At 57.7% G+C, this 18,835-nt stretch carries 18 protein-coding genes; 7 read left to right on the top strand and 11 right to left on the bottom strand.

The features are described from left to right. The 3 genes from EKM85_RS07765 to EKM85_RS07775 form a co-directional block, all read left to right on the top strand. Positions 1–316 (top strand): helix-turn-helix domain-containing protein (locus tag EKM85_RS07765; RefSeq protein ID WP_225418957.1); only part of this gene is annotated, 316 nt, incomplete at its 5' end. A 439-nt stretch (positions 317–755) separates the two neighbouring features. After that, entirely contained in the window at positions 756–980 is a 225-nt protein-coding gene (locus EKM85_RS07770; RefSeq protein ID WP_054719397.1) for a DUF3173 domain-containing protein, read from the top strand. Between the two features lie 12 nt (positions 981–992). Further along, the gene (locus EKM85_RS07775) at positions 993–2,141 is read left to right on the top strand and encodes a site-specific integrase (protein ID WP_125585709.1); all 1,149 of its coding nucleotides are present in this window, start codon (positions 993–995) and stop codon (positions 2,139–2,141) included. 1,195 nt (positions 2,142–3,336) lie between these two features. On the opposite strand, the gene EKM85_RS07780 is transcribed toward EKM85_RS07775, so the two are convergent. After that, on the bottom strand, positions 3,337–4,761 hold the full coding sequence (locus EKM85_RS07780) for a nicotinate phosphoribosyltransferase (protein ID WP_191987296.1): 1,425 nt from the start codon (positions 4,759–4,761) through the stop codon (positions 3,337–3,339). Positions 4,762–4,857: 96 nt separating this feature from the next. Between EKM85_RS07780 and EKM85_RS07785 the strand changes: the two genes are divergently transcribed. Beyond that, positions 4,858–5,808: a DHH family phosphoesterase gene (locus EKM85_RS07785; protein ID WP_125585711.1), complete on the top strand. Its 951-nt coding sequence runs from the start codon at positions 4,858–4,860 to the stop codon at positions 5,806–5,808. A gap of 31 nt (positions 5,809–5,839) precedes the next feature. Then, positions 5,840–6,430, top strand: a complete 591-nt coding sequence (locus EKM85_RS07790; protein WP_125585712.1) for a histidine phosphatase family protein — start codon at positions 5,840–5,842, stop codon at positions 6,428–6,430. A 70-nt stretch (positions 6,431–6,500) separates the two neighbouring features. Here the strand turns inward: EKM85_RS07790 and EKM85_RS07795 are convergent, their stop codons facing one another. The 7 genes from EKM85_RS07795 to EKM85_RS07825 form a co-directional block, all read right to left on the bottom strand. Continuing rightward, entirely contained in the window at positions 6,501–7,649 is a 1,149-nt protein-coding gene (locus EKM85_RS07795; RefSeq protein WP_125585713.1) for a hypothetical protein, read from the bottom strand. 138 nt (positions 7,650–7,787) lie between these two features. Further along, positions 7,788–9,044, bottom strand: coding sequence for an ABC transporter permease (locus tag EKM85_RS07800; protein ID WP_225418958.1), 1,257 nt, complete (start codon positions 9,042–9,044; stop codon positions 7,788–7,790). After that, positions 9,037–9,729 (bottom strand): ABC transporter ATP-binding protein, encoded by a 693-nt coding sequence (locus tag EKM85_RS07805; RefSeq protein WP_125585714.1) that lies wholly within the window; start codon positions 9,727–9,729, stop codon positions 9,037–9,039. Before EKM85_RS07805 ends, EKM85_RS07800 begins: the two co-directional genes overlap by 8 nt. 69 nt (positions 9,730–9,798) lie before the next feature. Next, complete coding sequence (locus EKM85_RS07810) at positions 9,799–10,179, bottom strand: hypothetical protein (RefSeq protein ID WP_125585715.1); 381 nt, start codon at positions 10,177–10,179, stop codon at positions 9,799–9,801. 12 nt (positions 10,180–10,191) lie between these two features. Beyond that, entirely contained in the window at positions 10,192–10,992 is an 801-nt protein-coding gene (locus tag EKM85_RS07815) for a hypothetical protein (RefSeq protein ID WP_125585716.1), read from the bottom strand. After that, a complete protein-coding gene (locus EKM85_RS07820; protein WP_125585717.1) occupies positions 10,985–11,692 on the bottom strand; it encodes an ATP-binding cassette domain-containing protein in 708 nt (235 codons plus the stop codon). Before EKM85_RS07820 ends, EKM85_RS07815 begins: the two co-directional genes overlap by 8 nt. After that, a complete protein-coding gene (locus tag EKM85_RS07825; protein ID WP_125585718.1) occupies positions 11,685–12,065 on the bottom strand; it encodes a GntR family transcriptional regulator in 381 nt (126 codons plus the stop codon). The genes EKM85_RS07820 and EKM85_RS07825 overlap by 8 nt, the downstream gene beginning before the upstream one ends. 227 nt (positions 12,066–12,292) lie before the next feature. On the opposite strand from EKM85_RS07825, the gene EKM85_RS07830 reads away from it, so the two are divergent. Then, positions 12,293–13,702 carry a C69 family dipeptidase gene (locus EKM85_RS07830; protein ID WP_125585719.1) on the top strand — a complete coding sequence of 470 codons (1,410 nt, stop codon included), beginning with the start codon at positions 12,293–12,295 and terminating at the stop codon, positions 13,700–13,702. Between the two features lie 270 nt (positions 13,703–13,972). Here the strand turns inward: EKM85_RS07830 and EKM85_RS07835 are convergent, their stop codons facing one another. Next, the gene (locus EKM85_RS07835) at positions 13,973–15,298 is read right to left on the bottom strand and encodes a PTS sugar transporter subunit IIC (protein ID WP_125585720.1); all 1,326 of its coding nucleotides are present in this window, start codon (positions 15,296–15,298) and stop codon (positions 13,973–13,975) included. A 30-nt stretch (positions 15,299–15,328) separates the two neighbouring features. Then, positions 15,329–16,705, bottom strand: a complete 1,377-nt coding sequence (locus EKM85_RS07840) for a glycoside hydrolase family 1 protein (protein ID WP_125585721.1) — start codon at positions 16,703–16,705, stop codon at positions 15,329–15,331. 131 nt (positions 16,706–16,836) lie between these two features. Here EKM85_RS07840 and EKM85_RS07845 point away from each other — a divergent pair, with 131 nt between their 5' ends. After that, positions 16,837–17,559 carry a GntR family transcriptional regulator gene (locus EKM85_RS07845; RefSeq protein ID WP_125585722.1) on the top strand — a complete coding sequence of 241 codons (723 nt, stop codon included), beginning with the start codon at positions 16,837–16,839 and terminating at the stop codon, positions 17,557–17,559. A gap of 105 nt (positions 17,560–17,664) precedes the next feature. On the opposite strand, the gene EKM85_RS07850 is transcribed toward EKM85_RS07845, so the two are convergent. Beyond that, positions 17,665–18,741 (bottom strand): endonuclease/exonuclease/phosphatase family protein, encoded by a 1,077-nt coding sequence (locus tag EKM85_RS07850; protein WP_191987295.1) that lies wholly within the window; start codon positions 18,739–18,741, stop codon positions 17,665–17,667. Positions 18,742–18,835: the final 94 nt, after the last annotated feature.

The raw sequence follows: 18,835 nt of genomic DNA on the forward strand, positions 1-18,835 counted from the left end.
TACCGATGCATGGCGTAACAGCCTAGACCACTATCAAGAATTCGTTATCATCGTTGCACTTGACTTGAAAATTGAGGAGATCGATACTCTTGTACCGATTATTTTAGCGGTTCAGGAGGACAACGACGACGCGGTTTCGCTTATGCTCGAATTATTTGATAGGGATATTGACTACGAGGCCAAGTACGGGCAACGGCGAATTGACCCAGACCTGAAGCAAGAACTTCAAATCAAACTGATCTACATTACTAAGCATTTTGATGTTCAGAAGCACCTGGCACAGCGCTCACAAAATCTTGGTCAGAAAAAAATATAAACTTTTTTCGCCAACCTCTTTCATTTCTACCAGTTTTCGTTGTCTGTATATAACGAAGCGGGTTTTTAGTTACCGCTGATGTCCTTTGACAATTGAATAGCGTTGTTCAGTAACAACGGCCGTCGCCATGACCTCGCAGAGTGAGCGAACACCAAGGCCAGATACTTGCACGTCACTCCCACGTAACGGGAGAACTGACCCACTGTGGATCAGTTAGCCGGTCGGGACCGGGCTGAACAACGCCGCTATAAATCGTTAATTGGAGGTGAATTAGCGCTCCACTTACAGGCCATAACGTAAGTAGAGCTAGAAGTGATAATTTCCTGTCATGAATTTTAACACTAGTCGTACAAGTATACGTGTCAGTATATTCGTATGTATCTGCTGGAGGTATAATTGTAGTTGGAAGTACCCAGCTACTATTAGGGAAGGAGGCACAATGACCCGCATCGTAACCCCGACTTTGACCAAGCATGAGCTGATGGCGCTCGGCTATGGGCCTTCGTTCTCGAAGGATATTATCCGTCAAGCCAAACTACTTTTGGTGAAAAGCGGACACCCTTACTATAAGTCAAAACGGCTGGGTAGAGTTCCAATTACTACTGTTGAGGAGATACTAGGGATTGAGTTAGATTCAGGCTCATTTGTTGGTCATCTGCAATGAGGAGTAACGAATATGCCTAAACTTGCAGATCCAATTAAACAAAGTTCTACCGATAAAACTTGGTATTTTCGAGCCAATGTCGGCTTTAACGAAAAGACTGGCAAACGTGTCCAAATTCGTCGTAGTGGCTTCCGAACCAAGAAAGAGGCTCGTGAAGAATACAACACAGTTATGGCGGCTGGCGCAACACCAGACGAGACGAACCTCAAAGAAATTCAATTCAGCGAATTTGTGGATACGTTGTTCTTGCCGTGGTACAAAGGACGTGTAAAGGATTACACTTTCCGGACACGAGAGTATTGTCGCAAACTCAACCTGAGCTACTTTGACGACATGCTCGTTAGTAAGATTACTTCGGTTGATGTGATGAAATGGCAGAACGAGTTGAATGCCCGCGCCAGCAATGCTTACACTCGAATAAATCACTGCTTACTATCGCAGATTTTTAAACAAGCCGTAATTATGGGCTATGCTAAAGAGAATCCGGCTAAGGTCGTCGGCAATGTACGAAAAATTAAGAAGCAGATTTCATTCTGGACGTTGCAGGAATTTGAAACGTTTATTAGCTCGTTTGACATCACGGACTATCAACAACACTTCTTATTTATCAGCTATTGGTTGATGTTCTTCACTGGCTTACGGCTAGGTGAAGCGACTGGGCTGTTCTGGGACGACATCGACTTTGAGCAAGGAACGCTTCAAGTTGAGCGAACGTTGCATTTTCGATCAGTGTTCGACTACGATTTATCTGATCCTAAGACGGTAGCTAGTCGGCGTGTGATTACGTTGGACACAACTACACTTCAATACCTCAAAGAATGGCACGCGCGCCAGAAGGATCATGTCAGTTCCGACTTCGTGATTTCACAAGATGGTGTGCCGATTGGACGAGGTAAGTTGGATAAGCCGATGAAAGACCACACCGACGAATTGAAACTCAAAGCTATTACCCTTCATGGGTTCCGTCACTCTCATGCAGCTTTGCTCATCAGCTTAAAAGAAAATCCGTTGATGATTAAAGATCGTTTGGGTCATACAGATGTTCAGACCACGCTTGGTGTGTATGGACATCTCTACCCGAACAGCAATACTGAAATGGCGCAACGACTCAACGGTCTAGTGACCTACAAGCCGAAAGTGAAGGAAGAAGCAGTCGCTTAGGTGACAGCTAAAGAACGTTAAAAACCGGGTTGTGCCATTTATGTGCCACCTCGGTAGTGCACCATCTTAAAACGTTGATATGGAGGGCTTGAATGCCATCTCAAATTCACCCCTCCAAAGTAAAAATCAGGCAGGACGGTGCCCCAACCGTCCTGCCATCCCTACCCCAACCAAGCCGCCGGCCCCCAACCGGCGGCTTTTTGCGCTCTCTCTTAGCGCTTTAGCGCTTAGAGAGAGCCACTCGACGACACGTCTGCTTGCAGACGTGGCTAGAGCACTGCATAATAGTAACTTTTCTAGTTGGGGCCGGCCACTCGACGGCTGGCTGCAAAGCAGCCAGACTAGAGAAGCGCCACGATTACGCTTTAGCGCTTAGAAAGAGCCACTCGACGCCACGTCTGCTTGCAGACGTGGCTAGAGCACTGCACAATGACAACTTCTGTAGTTGAGGGCCGGCCAACTCGACGGCTGGCTGCAAAGCAGCCAGACTAGAGAAGCGCCACGATTACGCTTTAGCGCTTAGAGAGAGCCACTCGACGCCACGTCTGCAGGACACCTAGGACTGCCCGCAAAACCCTATTCCGCCGTCCTCCCTCCACCGCCAAACCGGCCAGTCCGTCACGTTTTCCCCTTCGAAACGTTACAAACCCTGCCCGATTCTGTCACGATTTCTTCACAGTCCGCCGGTAGTATTAACAGCATAGAAACAAGCCAACTTCTTGTTTCTACCCCAAACTCCAAATCTTCATTACATATTCCTCCTCGCGACTCGTCCCCCAAGCGAGTCGCAACCCCAACCCCGTGCCGCCAGCTCTCCCAGCTGACGGCATTTTTACGGTGCGAGAGGCTCGCGCACTTAGGCAGACGCATAGCCTAGCCTGGCCCTTTGCTCGCAAAGCGAGTGAAGGGTCAGGCGTAGCTATGCGCTCTGCCGTTGCGAGCCGGCAGCCCAAGTTTTACGGTGCGCAGACTTGGCGGTTTTAGGGGGACAGCTAGCATAGCCACTCGCTTTGCCTGCGCAGCAGGTGAAGCGGGTGGCGTAGCTAGATGCTCCCCCGTTGCCAAGTCGGAGCCCGTTTTTATGGTGCGAGAGGCTCGCGCACTTAGGCAGACGCATGGCCTAGCCTGCTCGCAAGCCGCAAAAAAGGCCGCAGCGGCTGCTGCGACCTTTTCTGGCTTGAGTATCAGAGAGCAATCAGTCCCGCTTGGCCTCATCCATGAGCTGCTGCTGAAGATCCGCCAGCTGCTGGGTGACGTACACGGTGTACGTGTCCGGGTTGACCAGGCGCTGCGTTTCGCTCGGCAGTTCTGCCAGCTTGGTTTTGGCAAACCGCTGGATGGCAAAGACCTTGCTTGGGGCCGGCTGATCAAGCGGCACCGGGGCACTCAGTGGCTGCGCGTCAAACGCCGTCAGCACGATGCGCTTGTGCGTGGTCAGCGGATTGCTGTTGACCACGGCCAAAGGCGCGGTCAGCTGCTCGTCGGCCAACGCGATGACGTCCGCAAACGCCTCGCAGCTGCCCGGCCGGTACAGGCGGTAGGTCTGCTTGATGCCGGGCAGGGTCGTTTTTTCAATGGACGCCGACACCTTGATCTTCGGCTTGAGCACGCCGTTCGTGCGCGTGGCGGCCAGCTTGTAGACGCCCGACAGCACCGGCGATGAGGAGCTGGTGATCAGCTTCTCGCCGATCCCAAAGTTGTCCAGCGGCGCCCCTTCGGCCAGCAGCGCCGGGATCACGTATTCATCCAGCGCGTTGCTGGCCGTGATTTTGACGTCGGGCAGCCCGGCCGCATCAAGCTGGCGGCGCGCCAGCTTGGCCAGCTTGGTGATGTCCCCGGAGTCAATCCGGATGCCAACCGGCTTGTGGCCGGCCGCCAGCAGCTCCTTGAACACGATGATGGCGTTGGGGACGCCGGACGCAAGGACGTCGTAAGTGTCAACCAAAAGTGCGGCGTTGTCCGGGTACTGCTTGGCCCAGGAACGAAAGGCGGCCAGCTCGGACGGAAACGCTTCGACCCAGCTGTGCGCCATAGTCCCCGCTGCGGGGATGCCAAACGCCTTGGCCGCCAGCACGTTAGACGTGGAAGCCGCCCCGCCAATGATGGCCGCGCGGGTGCCGTAAATGGCCGCATCCGGCCCCTGCGCCCGGCGCGCCCCGAACTCCATAACGGGCCGCCCCGCCGCGGCAAACGTGATGCGCCGCGCTTTGGTGGCAATCAGCGACTGGTGGTTAACGATGTTAAGCAGCACCGTTTCCAGCAGCTGCACCTGATCCAGCGGCCCCTCCACCGTGAGCAGCGGCTCGCGGGGGAACACCGGCGTCCCCTCGGCCACGGCGGTCACGGTGCAATCCAGCTTGAAGTCAGCGAGGTAGGCCAGAAAGTCGTCATCGTACAGTTTCAGGCCGCGCAGGTAGGCAATGTCGCTCGCGTCAAAATGAAAATCGCGCAGCACGTCTACCACTTGGGCAAGGCCGGCCGCCACCACAAAGCTGCCGTGATCCGGCACGTTCCGGTAGAAAATATCGAACACGCCGCGCGTCTTGGGCAGCTCCCGGTGGAACCCCCCGGCCATTGAAAACTCGTACAAGTCCGTCAACATCGCTAAATTACGCATAATTGCCTCCGTGTCTTGTCAATGATTTTGCCTCCCATGATAGCACATTCAGTACCCTTTTCCCCGTCAAAAGGCTAAACTGCCCTTAGGAGGCAGATTATGCAAGCAACCACTGCTCAAATTCTTGCGGCGTTCAAAGCCGCAGACACGATTATCATTCACCGGCATCAAAACCCCGACCCAGACGCGTTCGGCGCCCAAGGCGGGCTGGCGACTGCCCTGCAGGCGGCCTACCCAGATAAAACCGTGCTCAAGGCCGGCGAACCCGATGCCGGCCTGGCCTGGATCACGACCCCAGACCGCGTCCCCGCTGAGGCATACGCAGGCGCCCTCGTGGTCGTGATCGACACGGCGAACACGCTGCGCATCGCTGGCGACCACTGGCAGGATGGCAAGCAGCTGATCAGGATCGACCACCACCCAGACCGCGAACCGTTCGGCGACCTGAGCTTCGTGAAGCCGAACGCGTCCAGCTGTTCGGAAATCGTGGCGGACCTGATTGCCGCCAGTCCGGACCTGCAACTGACCCAGCCAGTGGCGGCGATGCTGTACGCCGGCATCATCGGCGACACCGGCCGCTTCTTGTACGACCTAACGACGCCGCACACCCATGAGGTCGCCGCCGCGCTCATGCGCACCGGCATTGACGCGCCAGCGATTGGCCGTGCTGAATCCGATTACTCGCCGGCCATCGCCCACCTCGAAGCTTACGCCCTAGGCAATATGCAGGTCTCCCCGCACGGTGCTGGCAGCCTATACGTCACGCAAAAGGTGATCGAAGAGCTGGGGCTGCAGCCGGGGCAGGCGCAAGCCGCCGTGTCAACGGTCGGCAAACTCACCACGGTGTTATCGTGGGCCATGTTCACCGAACGCGCCGACGGGCAGTGGCGCGTCGAGCTGCGTGCCAAGAACTGGCCGATCAACCAGCTGGCCGTGGCGCACGGTGGCGGCGGTCATCCCCTGGCGTCCGGCGCCGTGGCCAAGAACCTCGACGAATGCCAGCAGATCATCCAGGAGCTGGACGCGCTGAACGCTGAGCAGCAAGCGTAAGCGAAAACTGACCAGAACGAAAGGAACACCAATGAAAACTCTCTATCTTATGCGGCACGGCGAGACCTTATTTAACGTTTACCACCGCATCCAAGGCGCCTCGGATTCGCCGCTGACGGCGCGCGGCATCGCGCAGGCCAAGGCGGCCAAGGCGTTTTTCGAAAAACGCGGCATTCACTTCACCGATGCGGTGTCTTCCACCCAGGAGCGGGCCTCTGACACGCTGGAATTGATCTCCGACCAGCCCTACCAGCGGCTGAAGGGCATCAAGGAGTGGGACTTCGGCGTCTTCGAAGGCGAAAGCGAAACCCTGAACCCCAAGCACCCCGGCGAGGCCAGCTACGGCACCTTTTTTGCCGACCACGGCTACGGCGGCGAGGCGATGTTGGCCGTACAGAAACGCATGCTCGCGACCCTGACGGCGGTCATGCAGCAGTCCAAGGGCGACACGGTCCTGGCGGTCAGCCACGGCGGCGCGATGCACGCCTTCCTGCTGCACTACCTGGCCTGGCCGATGACCGAGTACCAGATTCACACCGGCAATTGCGCGATCCTGGAAATGCGCTTCGACGGCAGCGAATTCCATTTTGTCGCCAGTTTCGATCCGCTGCAGGAAAACTGATCTGACCGCAAAAATAGCGCCACGCTCCGCAGCAAATTGCGGGTCGTGGCGTTTTTTCACCTAATCAACATCAATTGTGGTTCATGTCGGCCCCAACGGTCAGCGTATCGCCGCTGAGATTGGCGGCTTCTGCCCCGGCCAGACCACCGGCATAGTTGACGGTGATATAGTCATTGCTCGTTGCCATGCCGACTGAATAAGTATTGTTGCCCTTGGGCAGTATGTAAGCCGCAACGTTGGTGGCCTGTTGCGCGTCCAACTTGTCAAAAACGGTGAAGACCTGCTCGGGAAACTGCGAACTGGTCGTCTGCGTGGATTGCTTAGTATACACGATGACGCTGCCATTGGTGACCTGAACCATCTTGGTTGGCGACAGGAACACGTACAAGTTGCCCCACAAGTCCCCGGAAGCCAGGGAGTTACGACCAATCTTCACCGCCAGCTTGGCCGCTTGGGACTGGCGAAGCACGAAGCTCGTGTTTTGATACAGTGCAGGGACCTTTTGCTTGCTGAGATCCTCAAGTTGCCCACGGACAAACGCCCCGTCTTGGATTGTGACCACTTGCTGATCACGCACCATCGCCAGCTGGCCAGTGGTGCTTTGCCACAAGCCGCTGACCGCGTCAGGCTTCAGGCGCTTGCTGGCCGCGTATTGATAATGGTTTGAATACACGGTGCCCCGGACGACCGGCGCGGCGGCCGTGCCGTTTGTGTAGTCGATGTTGACGACGTAAAGATGGCTGCCTTCGATCAAGAAGCCCGCCTTGATCTGCGTCGTCGTGGTGCCACCGCTGGGCGCTAGATAAACCAGATCACGATAATGCTTGATAGTCGTCTTCGCCCCCATGGCCGCCAGCGTCGCATTGATCTGCTTGATTGAAGCGACATGATAGTCTTTCGGCACCACCACCTCTTTTTTGGCGTGCTGCTTGATGGCGGCATAACTGGCGGTTGGCTTATACGTCCCGACTTGGTACAAAACGCCGCGATCACTGATCCAAGGGGTCAAGGTCGTGTCCTTCTTTGCCTTTTCAGCAGACAATTGGCCGCTTGGCGAAACCATCGCCGAAACCGTGGCGACTTCCGCCCATAGATTATCTTTTTGCTTCAACACCGTTTTGGTGCGGGCGGCCTGCTGGCTCACCGGCGGCGTCTGGGAATGGCAGGCGGCAAGGAATAAGACCCCGAAAGCAACAAGTGCAAGCGACCATTTGCGCATCATGTTCTCCTTAGATGGTTGAGATAGGCTCAGTATAATGGAAGGCGTCTCTGTTGGCTATCTTAGCCGAAGCTTAGGCGCGTCGTGACGCAGCGAAAGAGCTGCAACAATCGCCGCAGCCCCCTGACTTAATTAACATTATTCGTAACGCAGCGCGGAGATCGGCACCAGCCGCGCCGCGCGGATCGCCGGCAAGGTGCCGGCCAGCACCGCGATCACCGTGATCAGGGCCAGAATGCTCAGCGTGTTGCCCGCGCTGAACTGGATCAGCGTGAAGCCCGTCATGCCTTTTAAGAACGAGCTGGTCGCCGCTTGGTTCACAAACCCGCTGGCCAGCAGCGCCAGTCCGCACCCGGCACCGGCACCGAGCAGGCCAATCAGGGCCGCCTCGAGGCTGAACGAGGCGAATATCTTGCCGCGGCTGAGGCCCAGTGCCTTCATCAGGCCGATCTCGCGCGTGCGGTCGCGCACCGACATGTACAAGGTGTTGATGATGCCAAATGCGGCCGCCAGCAGCGCGATTGCCCCGAACAGCGTCAGGCCGCCGGTCACGGCGTTGATGGTTTGGTGAATCGACCCCACCTCGTCGGCAAAGGTCGAGCTAGCCATTCCCTTCGCCGTCAGCGCATCTTGAATGCGCGAAATGTTCCGCTTGGTCGGGTGGCTCACCGTGGCCAGCACGTTGTAGTACTGGTTTTTGACGTTGCTCGGCAGACCGGCGTTGTTGATCCGGTTGATCGCGTCGATCAGCCCCGGGCTGAGGATCACCTGGCCGCCGTCGACGATGCTGGCGTTGCGGACGCCGACAATCTTGGCCTTCAGCAGCTGGCGTCGGTTGGTCGCCTGATTGGCAGCGGCGATCGCCACGGTGTGGCCCAGTGCCGCCTTGGCGCTCTTGTAGCCCAGCGCCTTAACGTAGGCCTTGTTCAAATCAACGGTGTAGGCGCGGCCGCTGGCCTGCACGCCCTGCGCCATGTCGACGTGCCTGCCCTGACCATCGCCGCCAGTGATCGCGTACTTCCGCTTACTGGCACCTTGAATGTACTCGGCGGTGAAGTTCTTCCTCGGTGTGACCTTGGCGACGCCTTTCACCTTGGCGATCGTCTGCACCTGCTTGGTCGTCAGCATCTGCGTGCTGGCGGTGCTGCTGACGGCAGGGTCGTACTTCTCCGGCTTATCGCTGGCACTGCCGGACGGCGTGTCGGCGTACACCATCAGCTGGTCCTTTTCGCCGACGTTGTCCACCTGCTTGCTGATGTACGAGTTGACGCCAACCCGGATGCCGAGGGTCAGGGCGATGGTGAACGCGCCGATCAGCGTGGCCAGCACCGTCAGAAGCGTCCGGCCCTTGTTGCGCCACAGGCTTGAAGCCGCGGTGCCGATCAAATCAGGCAATTTTATCGCGCTCACCTCCCACCAGTTGGCCGTCGCGGATCTGCAGCTGCCGGTCGCACTTGGCCGCCAGGTCCGGATCGTGCGTGACGATGATCAGGGTGATCCCGTGCTCGCGATTCAACTTGAACAGCAGGTCCTCGATCATTTGCCCGGTCACCGAGTCCAGGTTGCCGGTCGGTTCGTCGGCAAAAATGATCTTCGGCCGGTTGACCAGCGCCCGCGCAATGCAGACGCGCTGCTTTTGACCGCCGGACAAGTCGGTCGCCTTGTTCTTGGCTTTATCGAGCAGCCCCACTTCGCGCAGTGCCGCCAGTCCGCGCTCACGCCGCGCCTTGCCAACCGCGCCGGCGATTTTCAGCGGCAGCACCACGTTGTCGTACACGGTGTCCTTGCTGTTCAGGAAAAACTGCTGAAACACGAAGCCGAATGTCGCCGACCGCAGTGTGTTGAGCTGGCGGGTCTTGAGCTGATGGGTGTCCTGCCCGTTCAAGACCACCGTGCCCGCAGTCGGCTGGTCCAGCAGGGCCAGCAGGTGCAACAGCGTCGACTTGCCCGAGCCGCTTTTGCCCACGATTGCCAGCGCCTCGCCGGCTTCGATCTGCAAGTCCACGTCGTGCAGCGCCGTGAACCGCGCCGCGCCCTTCCCATAAGTGCGCATCAAATGCTGGGTTGCAATAATTGCCATCTTGGTTCCTCCAATCCCCTGCGGCCCCATACCGCAATGTTTCCCTAATACCGGCCCCAAGCCGGCTGATTACTTCAGACTGCTAGGCCTATCGAGCGTGGCCGCGTCGGCTTGGCTGATGCGCCACGGGCCGACCCCAAGCACGGGGATGTTCTTGACCTTAACCGCGTTTTCACCGCGGTACACGCTGAGGGTGATCTGGTGACCACTCTTCACCTCGTGCAGCACGTAGCGGTACGCGATCTTCGCGTGGGCCGAAAGCGTTGCCTTTTTGGCCGAACCAAGACGGCCGGCGATGGCGGACAGCTTCTTAATTCCTGCCGCCTTCTTGACCGTCGCCACGCGCTGGCCCGCCGCGTTGTACACCTCGGCGTAGTCGGCCTGGCGTTTCTGACAGCCGGCCAGGATCAAGACAAACACCGCCGACGCAATCATTAACCATTTTTTCATCAGTAAATCCTCCTAGACCGCCGCTGGGGTCTGCTTGGTTTCCACCCAGTGGCTCAGCAGATAGCAGTTCAGCACGCTGAGAATCAGCACTGCGCCGGCAAACATGATGATGGTGAGCCAGAGATCCGCGAGCACGGTACCGTGCATCACCATCCCGCTGCCATTGATCGTTACGGACGAATTAAACGAGGCACCAGTAATGCCGGCCCGATTGACCAGCCAGGTGATGCCATCAACGAACCAGTCGATCAGCTTAAGCGAAACCACAATGCTGACCAAAATGATGACGCGCCGGAGCCATTTCTCCTGCATGCCCGGCAGAAAATCGGTGATCATCGTGGTCAGCATGTGTTCCAAACTGATCAGGGTCCACAGCAGCATCAGCATGACCAGAATCAGGACCAGTACGGACGCCAGCACCACCAGGTTAGTGTTCGACCAGTAGCCTTTGACGCCGGACACCAGCACTTCCACGGTCGTGACCGCTGCGATGACGGCCCACAGGTACACGCTGGTTGCGAGGTTCGCCAGTGTACTGGCGCAGTAAAGCTTCCAGTCCGCGAGCGGCACGAGCCGCCAGCGGTTCTGCACCCAGACCTGCTCTTGGCTTTGCGCCTGGGCGACGAACCCGACCATCACCGTGATCAGCCCAAACAGCGTCGAAAAGCCCAGCACATCCTCTGAGGACAGCCGGCCGATCAGCCGCATGACCACGAGCACCGCGATCACGCCCAGGTCGATCTCAATCAGCTGCGTGACCTGCCGCACCCGTTCCTTTGTCATCTGCCAGAATACTTTACTCGTGCTAGTCATGCTGCTCACCTCCGTAAAAGCTTTCAAAGTAGGCCTCGATGCTTTGCCCCTGGGTCCGGATCGTATCCGCCGCCTCCTGGGCGACCACGGTCTGGTCCTTGATCACGACCACCTGGTCCAGCAGCTGGTCAATGTCGGACACGTGGTGGTCGGAGATCACCAGCGTCGCCTGCTCCGGCGTCCAGCGCAGGATGCTGCTGAGCATTGCCTTGCGCGTCATCACGTCGATGCCGTCGAAGGGCTCGTCCAGCAGGTACAGTGAGGCGCGCCGCGACAGGGTCACCGCCAGCTGCAACTTGCGCTGGTTGCCTTTAGACAGCCGCTTGATCCGCTGCTTTTGGTCGAGGGCAAGCAGCTGCGCCAGCTGCAGGAAGTCCGCCGTGCGAAAATCCGGGAACAGCGCGGTCATCACATCGGCCACCTGGCCAACGCGCCAGCTCGGGTTAAACCCGTCCATCTGCGCGGAAAAACTGACTTGCGCCTTGCGCTGCGGCGCTGTGGTGACGCCGGCGACGCTGATCGCACCGCGAAAGTTGATCGCACTGCCGGCAATCAGCCGCATCAGCGTTGTTTTGCCCGCCCCGTTGGCGCCCAGCAGCCCGACGATTTGGCCGGTCGGCAGCGTCAAGTTGATATCTTTTAAAATCTGCTTCTGGTTCCGCCGGTACCCCAATCCTTGAATCGCTAACGCCTCAGTCATGCGATCCACCTTCCTTTCGCTCCTTGATGTATCCTTCCAGCGCCGCGACCATTTCCGCCGGCGCCATGCCCAATCCTGCCAGGTGGTCGTACGTTTCGGCCAGCTCGTCTTCGATCACGCGCTGCTTCATCTGGGCCAGCACCGCGGTGTCCGTCGTGACAAAGTTGCCCTTGCCGCGCTCGGACACCAGGATGCCGTCGCGGATCAGTTCCGCCAGCGCCCGCTGGATCGTGTTGACGTTGACCGTCAGCGTGAGCGCCAGTTGTCGCACCGCCGGCACCTGATCGCCAGGGGCCAGATTGCCGACGATGATTTCACGGTTAATGTACTGCTCGATTTGGTAGTAAATCGGGACTTTATCGTCGAACTCCATGCCGCGCCTCCTAACTAGTGTTCTAGTTTGCTATTACACCGCTACTGTACTGCCTCAGCCAGAAAAGTGCAAGGCATTGAGCCAACTTTTTTTCACGGTGATGGGGTGGCCTGCTCGGTTGGGACAACCGTGTCTCCCCGGCTAAAGCCGGGTTGCACGACGTTTCGCATTTTTCCCGTCGAAAGCCTACAATAAAGAGGCAAACTTTTGAGAAAGAGATGATCCTTTTGACCAAACGTTACAAAGGCTCCTGCACGACCATTCTGGTCGGCAAGAAGGCCAGCATTGACGGCTCGACCATGATTGCCCGCAACGAGGACGGCGCCGAGGCGCTCAACCCCGAGAAGTTCGTTTACGTGAAGCCGGAAGACCAGCCGCGCCACTACCAGGCGGTGCTGTCTAAGTTCCACGTGGAGTTGCCTGACAACCCACTCGGCTACACCTCGACGCCTGACGCCGTGGACGGCCACGGCATCTGGGCCGCTGCCGGTATCAACAGCGATAACGTGGCCATGACCGCCACCGAAACAATCACGACCAACTCCCGCGCTTTGGGCGTTGACCCGATGAATCCGGACGGTCTGGGCGAAGAAGACATCACCGCCATCGTGCTGCCGTACATTCACAGCGCCCGCGAAGGCGTGCAGCGCCTCGGCAAGCTGCTCGAGGAGTACGGGACCTACGAAACCAACGGCATCTGCTTCTCCGACAAGGACGAGTGCTGGTACTTTGACAGCATCGCCGGCCACCACTGGGCCGCCGTCCGCATCCCTGACGACGCGTACGTCATCGCGCCTAACCGCTTCAACATCGACCACTTCGACTTCGATTCCGACGACACCCTGTGCGCCCCGGACCTGAAGCAGCTCGTCGACGACCACCACCTGAACCCGGATCCTGAAGGTTACAACCTGCGCCACATCTTCGGCTCCGCCACCGTCAAAGACACGCGCTACAACAACCCGCGCGCCTGGTACGGCCAGAAGTACTTTAACCCGGAAATCGAGCAGAGCCCGATTGACCAGGACCTGCCGTTCATCTGCCGCACCAGCAAGAAGATTGCCGTGGAGGACGTCAAGTTTGTCCTAAGCTCCCACTACGAAAACACGGACTTCGACCCGTACGGCACGACCAACACGGAAGGCCAGAAGAAGCTCTACCGGCCGATCGGCATCAACCGCAACCAGGAGCTGCACATCCTGCAGATCCGCAACGACGTGCCGAAGGAAATCGCCGGCATTCACTGGCTGGCATACGGCCCGAACACGTTCAACGCCGTCGTGCCGTTTTACGCCAACGTGGACGACACCCCGGTCCAGTACAAGAACACCGGCGCCCACTACACCCAAGGCAGTCAGTACTGGCTGTCGTACCTGCTGGCCACGTTTGGGGACTACGACTTCCACCTGTTTGAAGACTTCGAGAACATTTTCGAGCAGAACACGGTGGGCGAATGCCGCCACATCCAGCTGGAAGCCGACAAGGTCGCACTAAGCAAGCCCGACACCAAGGCTTACCTCACCGAGGTCAACGCCAAGCTCGCCGACGTTTCGTTCACCAACTCCAACAAGTTGCTGGGCCAAATGATCGAGCTGGCCGCCCCGCGGATGAAGCTGCAGTTCACGCTGCACGACTAACCAAATTAACCACAATTTAAAGTCCTGAATGCCCGCATCACGCGCATTCAGGACTTTTTTCTGCCATTCACTTTCAACCGTCACAGGTATACTGACTCTCCCAACGGGATTCAGACGGGATGTGAAGCACCTTACCATTAAGCAATAACTGCTGCCAGAATGCACGCAGGTCGCCGGGCAGCAGTCGCCACCGTCCTCGCTAATGTAAGCAAAAAGCGGGCATCCTAAGCGATGCTCGCCTCAATTTAACTTTTTTGCTTTAGCCCAAAGTCATGACTTTGCCGCAGCTTTGGCCTGTTCCGCCTGCTTAGCCGTGACTTTCTCACTGACCTTCAAGAACGGAATGTAGACAATGATGTTGATAACCAGAATCAGAATCTGAACGACCACGGCTCGCCAGTCCCCAGCAGTGGCAAGAAAACCACTAATCAGCGGTGGTGTCGTCCATGGCACCATGACAACGACGCGGTTCATCAGGTTCATGGCAGTGGCCGCGTACGCGATCAGAATACCGATGACTGGGTTCAGCACGAACGGGATCATCATCGGAATGTTGAACACGATTGGGAACCCGAAGATGACCGGCTCGTTGATGTTAAACAGCCCAGGCACAACGGACAATGCCGCAACGTCCCGGTTCGCCCGGATCCGCGAGAACATGAACACCGCAATCAGCAGCGCGATGGTCGACCCGGTGCCGCCCATCATGCCGAACGTATCACGGAACGTGTTCGTCATGATGTAAGGGATCGTCTTGTGTGCCGCATAAGCGGCGGTGTTCTTGGCCATGTTGACCAGCAGAACTGGATCAAGCAAAGTCCCGTTGATAACCGCCTGGTGAATCCCCAAGGTGTACAGGAAGTTACCACAGGAGTAGATGACCAGCATGCCAGGCAGGCTAGTGTTCAGCCGGCGCAGTGGTTCCTGGATGATGGTGGTGATCAACGCGATCAGGTTACTGTTCCAAAGCACGATGAGCAGTGCCCCAATCAAAGCAAAGATACTGAGTGTGATCAGCGCCGGGATCAGGGAGTTGAACGAATCCCCAACGGCCGGTGGAATCTGGTCGCCCAGGTGGATCTGCAGGTGCTTGATGTTGCTCAACCGAATGAAGATCTCGGTTGCGACCAGCCCGATGATGATGCCGGCAAACATGCCGGTGGTCCCCAGGTTGGCAAAGCTCAACCCGCCAGTCACGTTGATGGCCGCGGTCTTGCCGACTGGCATCATCTGCGTCGTGATTGGCATCATGATGACCAGACTTGCCAGCGAAATGACCGCCGCAGTCAGCGGACTGCGGTACCCCTTATTCCGGGCCAGGATGAAGCCGACGACTGGCGCCAGCATCAACCCAGCAATGTTCAGCGTCCCGTTGGCAATCAGCGTGCCCCATGTTTGCAGATTCGCCAAGGTCTTCCCCGTTGCGATCCAAGGGAAGACGACGTTGTTGATCAAGGTGCCAAGGCCAGCCAAGATGAATAAGGGCATGATCGTGGCGAAGGCATCACGCAATGATCTGAGGTGGACCTGGTTGCCAATGCGCCCGGCGACCTCGGAAAATTTATCTAAGAATTTATGGCTCTTAGATGCTTCCATAACTCTTCCTCCAATCTCTCAATAAATTGCTTATTCCAAATCCTCACCGTTGGAACCATAAGCTTTCTGGAACCAGGCAAAACTGCGCTTCGGTACGCGGCGCATATCTAAGAGCTCGTGATTCGTGCGGTTCACGTAGACCGCACCGTACCGCTTGGCGACATCTCCTTTCGAGCTGGGGATATCGATCAGGCCCCAGCCTAAGTAACCCAAGACCTTAACGCCGTATTCGCTCACCGCATCCTTGAGCGCTTGAATGTGCTCGCGGTGATAGTCAATGCGGTAACCATCATCGATCGGATGTTCACCGTCCCAATGCTCACGGACCCCAAGGCCGTTCTCAATTGGGAAGACTGGCAGCCCAGTACGGTTCCAGACCTTGGCTAAAACATTCTTGAACCCGGTCGGATCGATCTGCCAGCCCCACTCGCTGGCCTGCAGGTGCGGATTCGACACGGTGCCTTGCACGAACCACCAGTTGACCGGCGAACTCTCGTCGATCTTCTTGTGATCGATGGCGGAGGAAGCATAATAACTGAACGCGATGAAGTCGCTGGTCGTCTGGGCGAGCGTCTCCAGGTCGCCGGGCTGGATCAGATCCATGAGGCCGTTCTCCCTCATGAAGTGCAGGACCTCTGGCGAGTAATGACCAGCCGTGAACACGTCCAAATAATTGTTGTTCACGAACTCATCAATCCGCCGTGTGGCCTCGACGTCTTTAGGATCCGACGTGCTTGGATAAACCTCTGCGTACGCCAGCATGCCGCCAATCTTGAGGTCCGGATAGTGCTGCCGGATGAAACTCGTGATGCGGGCATGCGCCAGCAAGGTGTGGTGACTCATCGCGTACAACGTGCGAATATCACGCGGGGCAGTGAGGTTCCCGCCGCTATCCAGGCCCGGATCGTAGGTGAAGCAGTTGTGCTCGTTGAACGTGATCCAGTACTTGACCTTGCCGGCGAACCTGCGTACCATCTCCTCGGCGTACCGGACAAAGGCGTCCGTAACTTTGCGAGAAACAAAGCCGTTGTACCGCTTCGCCAGGCTCAGCGGCATGTCGAAGTGGTATAGGCAGATCATCGGCTGGATGTGGTGGGCCAGCAGCGCATCGATCAGCCGGTCGTAAAACGCGATGCCGGCCTCGTTGAACGCGCCGTCCCCTTCCGGGCAGACCCGGCTCCAGGAGATCTGGAACCGGTAGCAGTTCATGTTCATCTTTGCCATCCACTCGACGTCTTCCGGGTAGCGGTGGTACTCATCGATGGCGTCTTTCCAGTCCGAAGAATCCGGACCAGCGTCCTTGATGTCGTACACCGAGGGGCCTTTGCCGTCCGCATTCCAGGCGCCTTCTGTTTGCATGCTTGAGGTTGAATTGCCCCACAGAAAATTGTCTTTTAGCGTTGTCATCTCTTGCCTCCACGGTGCACTATAGGCCGCGCCTGGCACCGCTTGCAAAGGTTAATTGGTACAGCTGGCTATCCAAATTTTCAGAAAGGTGTTATAGTCTCGCTGAGAGCGCTTTTTTGGAGGGTAGACAAATGGCAAAATATGTTGAAATCGGCAAGGAATTAAAGGCTCAGATCATGAAGGGCACGTACAGCAGTGACGTCCCGCTGCCTGATCAGGTGTCTTTGGCCAAAATATTCAAGACCAGCCGCGTGACCATTCAAAAAGCCCTGGGACTGCTGATCAACGAGGGGCTGATTTACAGCAAGCAGGGCTCAGGGACTTATGTGAAGCAGAACATTAATCTGCTTTCTCGCTTTGATGCCACGGTGGACCAATACGTTGGCACCACCGAGCTGATGCACGGGCACCTCGTCACCAGCAAGGTGCTGGCGTACAACGTGCGGCTGCCCAACGCCAAGGAGCGTGAGGACCTGAACCTGGCCGTCGCCGACGCCGTTTACGACTTCGTTCGCCTGCGCATCGTGGACGATTCGCCATGGAAAATCGAGCACTCGATCATGCCGGTCAAGGTCGTGCCCGGCCTCAACGAAGACGTCCTGGCGCGCTCGATCTACCGCTACATGCGCGAGACCCTCGGTGAGACCATTGGCGCGGCCTACCGGATTATCCGCGCCGCCCAGCCCAACTCCTACGACCGGCGTTACCTCGACGCGGTCTCCGAGACGCCGATGCTCGAAGTCGAGCAGATCGTCTCGCTGGCCGATGGCACGCCGTTTGAGTACTCGTTCACCCGCAACCGCTACGACAAGGGGTCGATTGTGGTGTACCACCCGGAGCGGCCAATGCTCTAACGAAAAAGCGGACCGCAAGGCAGCGAACCGCTTTTTGAGTGGCTTGCTGAGGGACGCATGCGACTGCCTGGACCAAAACTGACTGGGGAGGGTGATGAACTGACCTCAAGGTTTCAGCGCAAAGGTCAGGCGCGTTGGCGTGTGGTCCGAATATTTGAACCCAGTATCCACAATGTTCACCGTCTTCGCTTGCACGTTCGGCGAGAGGATGAAGCCGTCGATCAGGGTCACAAAGCTTTGGCCTGGCCGCCAAGGCTGGTCCAGCGCCCGCACGGACGGCTGGGCCGCCTTGGCGAGCCCCATGGTCGGCACGTGGAAGCCCTTGGGCAGCTGCGCGTATGGAAACAGGTGCGTCCAGGTCTCATCCTGCGGCTTGGTGTGAAAAATCGCCGCGGCGTCTTTCAGCAGCCGGTGGTTGTAGTCCCCGCCGACGATCACGTAGTCGCCCTGCTGGTAGGCACGGCCGATGTACTCAAACAGCTTGGCGAACTGCGCGGCCTGAATCGCCCGGTCCTTGGTAAAGGCAGACATGTGAATGTTGATCAGCTGCAGGTGCTTGCCGTTGCTGGTCGGCGTCTTAGTGACCGTAAAGGCGCGATCCAAATCGGTGAACTTGGTCGGATTGGTCGCGACCGGCAGCGAATACCGGCGCGCGCTGGTCACCCGCGTCTTGGCCAGGGTCACCAGCCCGGACTTGGCCGCACCAATCGGCTGATTAAAGGGGTAAAACAGGTACGGCGAGTCGTAATTCTGCCCGTAGACACTGCTGGACGTGTCAAACGCCTGGCGCAGGCCGGCCACCTCATCGACGTGCCGCGAACGGTCGCCGTCTTGGTCCACCTCCTGGAAAAAGGCGAAGTCGGGTGCCCCTTCGCGGGTGGTCTTGATCACCCCGGCCAGCAAGTCCTGCACGGCCTGCTTACTGTAGGCGCGCGAGAACTTGCCGCCGTCCATGAAAAACGAGTAGCTCGGCGGGTACGAATCGTAGCCGATGTTGTACGACTGGGCCCGGTAAGTTTTGCCCACCTGCACCACGCCGGCCTGGTTGTGCTGCGGCGTGAGCTTCAGGTCATCAGGCAGGCGGTAGTAAGCCGCATACAGGTAGCCAATGTAGCCGCCCAGCGCGACCACCACGCCGCCAAGCAGGCCGCCAACGATTTTCAGTGCGCGATGTTTTTTCAAAGCCCAGGCCTCCCCTGTTTAGATCCGCTTAATCCTACCACGGCTCACCGCTTTTTCCCGCAAATAAGCGACCCAAATCGCGTTACAGAACCCA

The organism is Lacticaseibacillus jixianensis, from assembly GCF_003946485.1.
GTDB lineage: Bacteria > Bacillota > Bacilli > Lactobacillales > Lactobacillaceae > Lacticaseibacillus > Lacticaseibacillus jixianensis.

Bases quoted from the DNA above. Each gene is read 5' to 3' on its own strand.
- EKM85_RS07845 (WP_125585722.1), top strand. From the start codon at position 16,837: ATGGCAAAATATGTTGAAATCGGCAAGGAATTAAAGGCTCAGATCATG.
- EKM85_RS07840 (WP_125585721.1), bottom strand. From the start codon at position 16,705: ATGACAACGCTAAAAGACAATTTTCTGTGGGGCAATTCAACCTCAAGC.
- EKM85_RS07770 (WP_054719397.1), top strand. From the start codon at position 756: ATGACCCGCATCGTAACCCCGACTTTGACCAAGCATGAGCTGATGGCG.
- EKM85_RS07785 (WP_125585711.1), top strand. From the start codon at position 4,858: ATGCAAGCAACCACTGCTCAAATTCTTGCGGCGTTCAAAGCCGCAGAC.
- EKM85_RS07835 (WP_125585720.1), bottom strand. From the start codon at position 15,298: ATGGAAGCATCTAAGAGCCATAAATTCTTAGATAAATTTTCCGAGGTC.
- EKM85_RS07810 (WP_125585715.1), bottom strand. From the start codon at position 10,179: ATGAAAAAATGGTTAATGATTGCGTCGGCGGTGTTTGTCTTGATCCTG.
- EKM85_RS07825 (WP_125585718.1), bottom strand. From the start codon at position 12,065: ATGGAGTTCGACGATAAAGTCCCGATTTACTACCAAATCGAGCAGTAC.
- EKM85_RS07805 (WP_125585714.1), bottom strand. From the start codon at position 9,729: ATGGCAATTATTGCAACCCAGCATTTGATGCGCACTTATGGGAAGGGC.
- EKM85_RS07790 (WP_125585712.1), top strand. From the start codon at position 5,840: ATGAAAACTCTCTATCTTATGCGGCACGGCGAGACCTTATTTAACGTT.
- EKM85_RS07795 (WP_125585713.1), bottom strand. From the start codon at position 7,649: ATGCGCAAATGGTCGCTTGCACTTGTTGCTTTCGGGGTCTTATTCCTT.
- EKM85_RS07820 (WP_125585717.1), bottom strand. From the start codon at position 11,692: ATGACTGAGGCGTTAGCGATTCAAGGATTGGGGTACCGGCGGAACCAG.
- EKM85_RS07775 (WP_125585709.1), top strand. From the start codon at position 993: ATGCCTAAACTTGCAGATCCAATTAAACAAAGTTCTACCGATAAAACT.
- EKM85_RS07815 (WP_125585716.1), bottom strand. From the start codon at position 10,992: ATGACTAGCACGAGTAAAGTATTCTGGCAGATGACAAAGGAACGGGTG.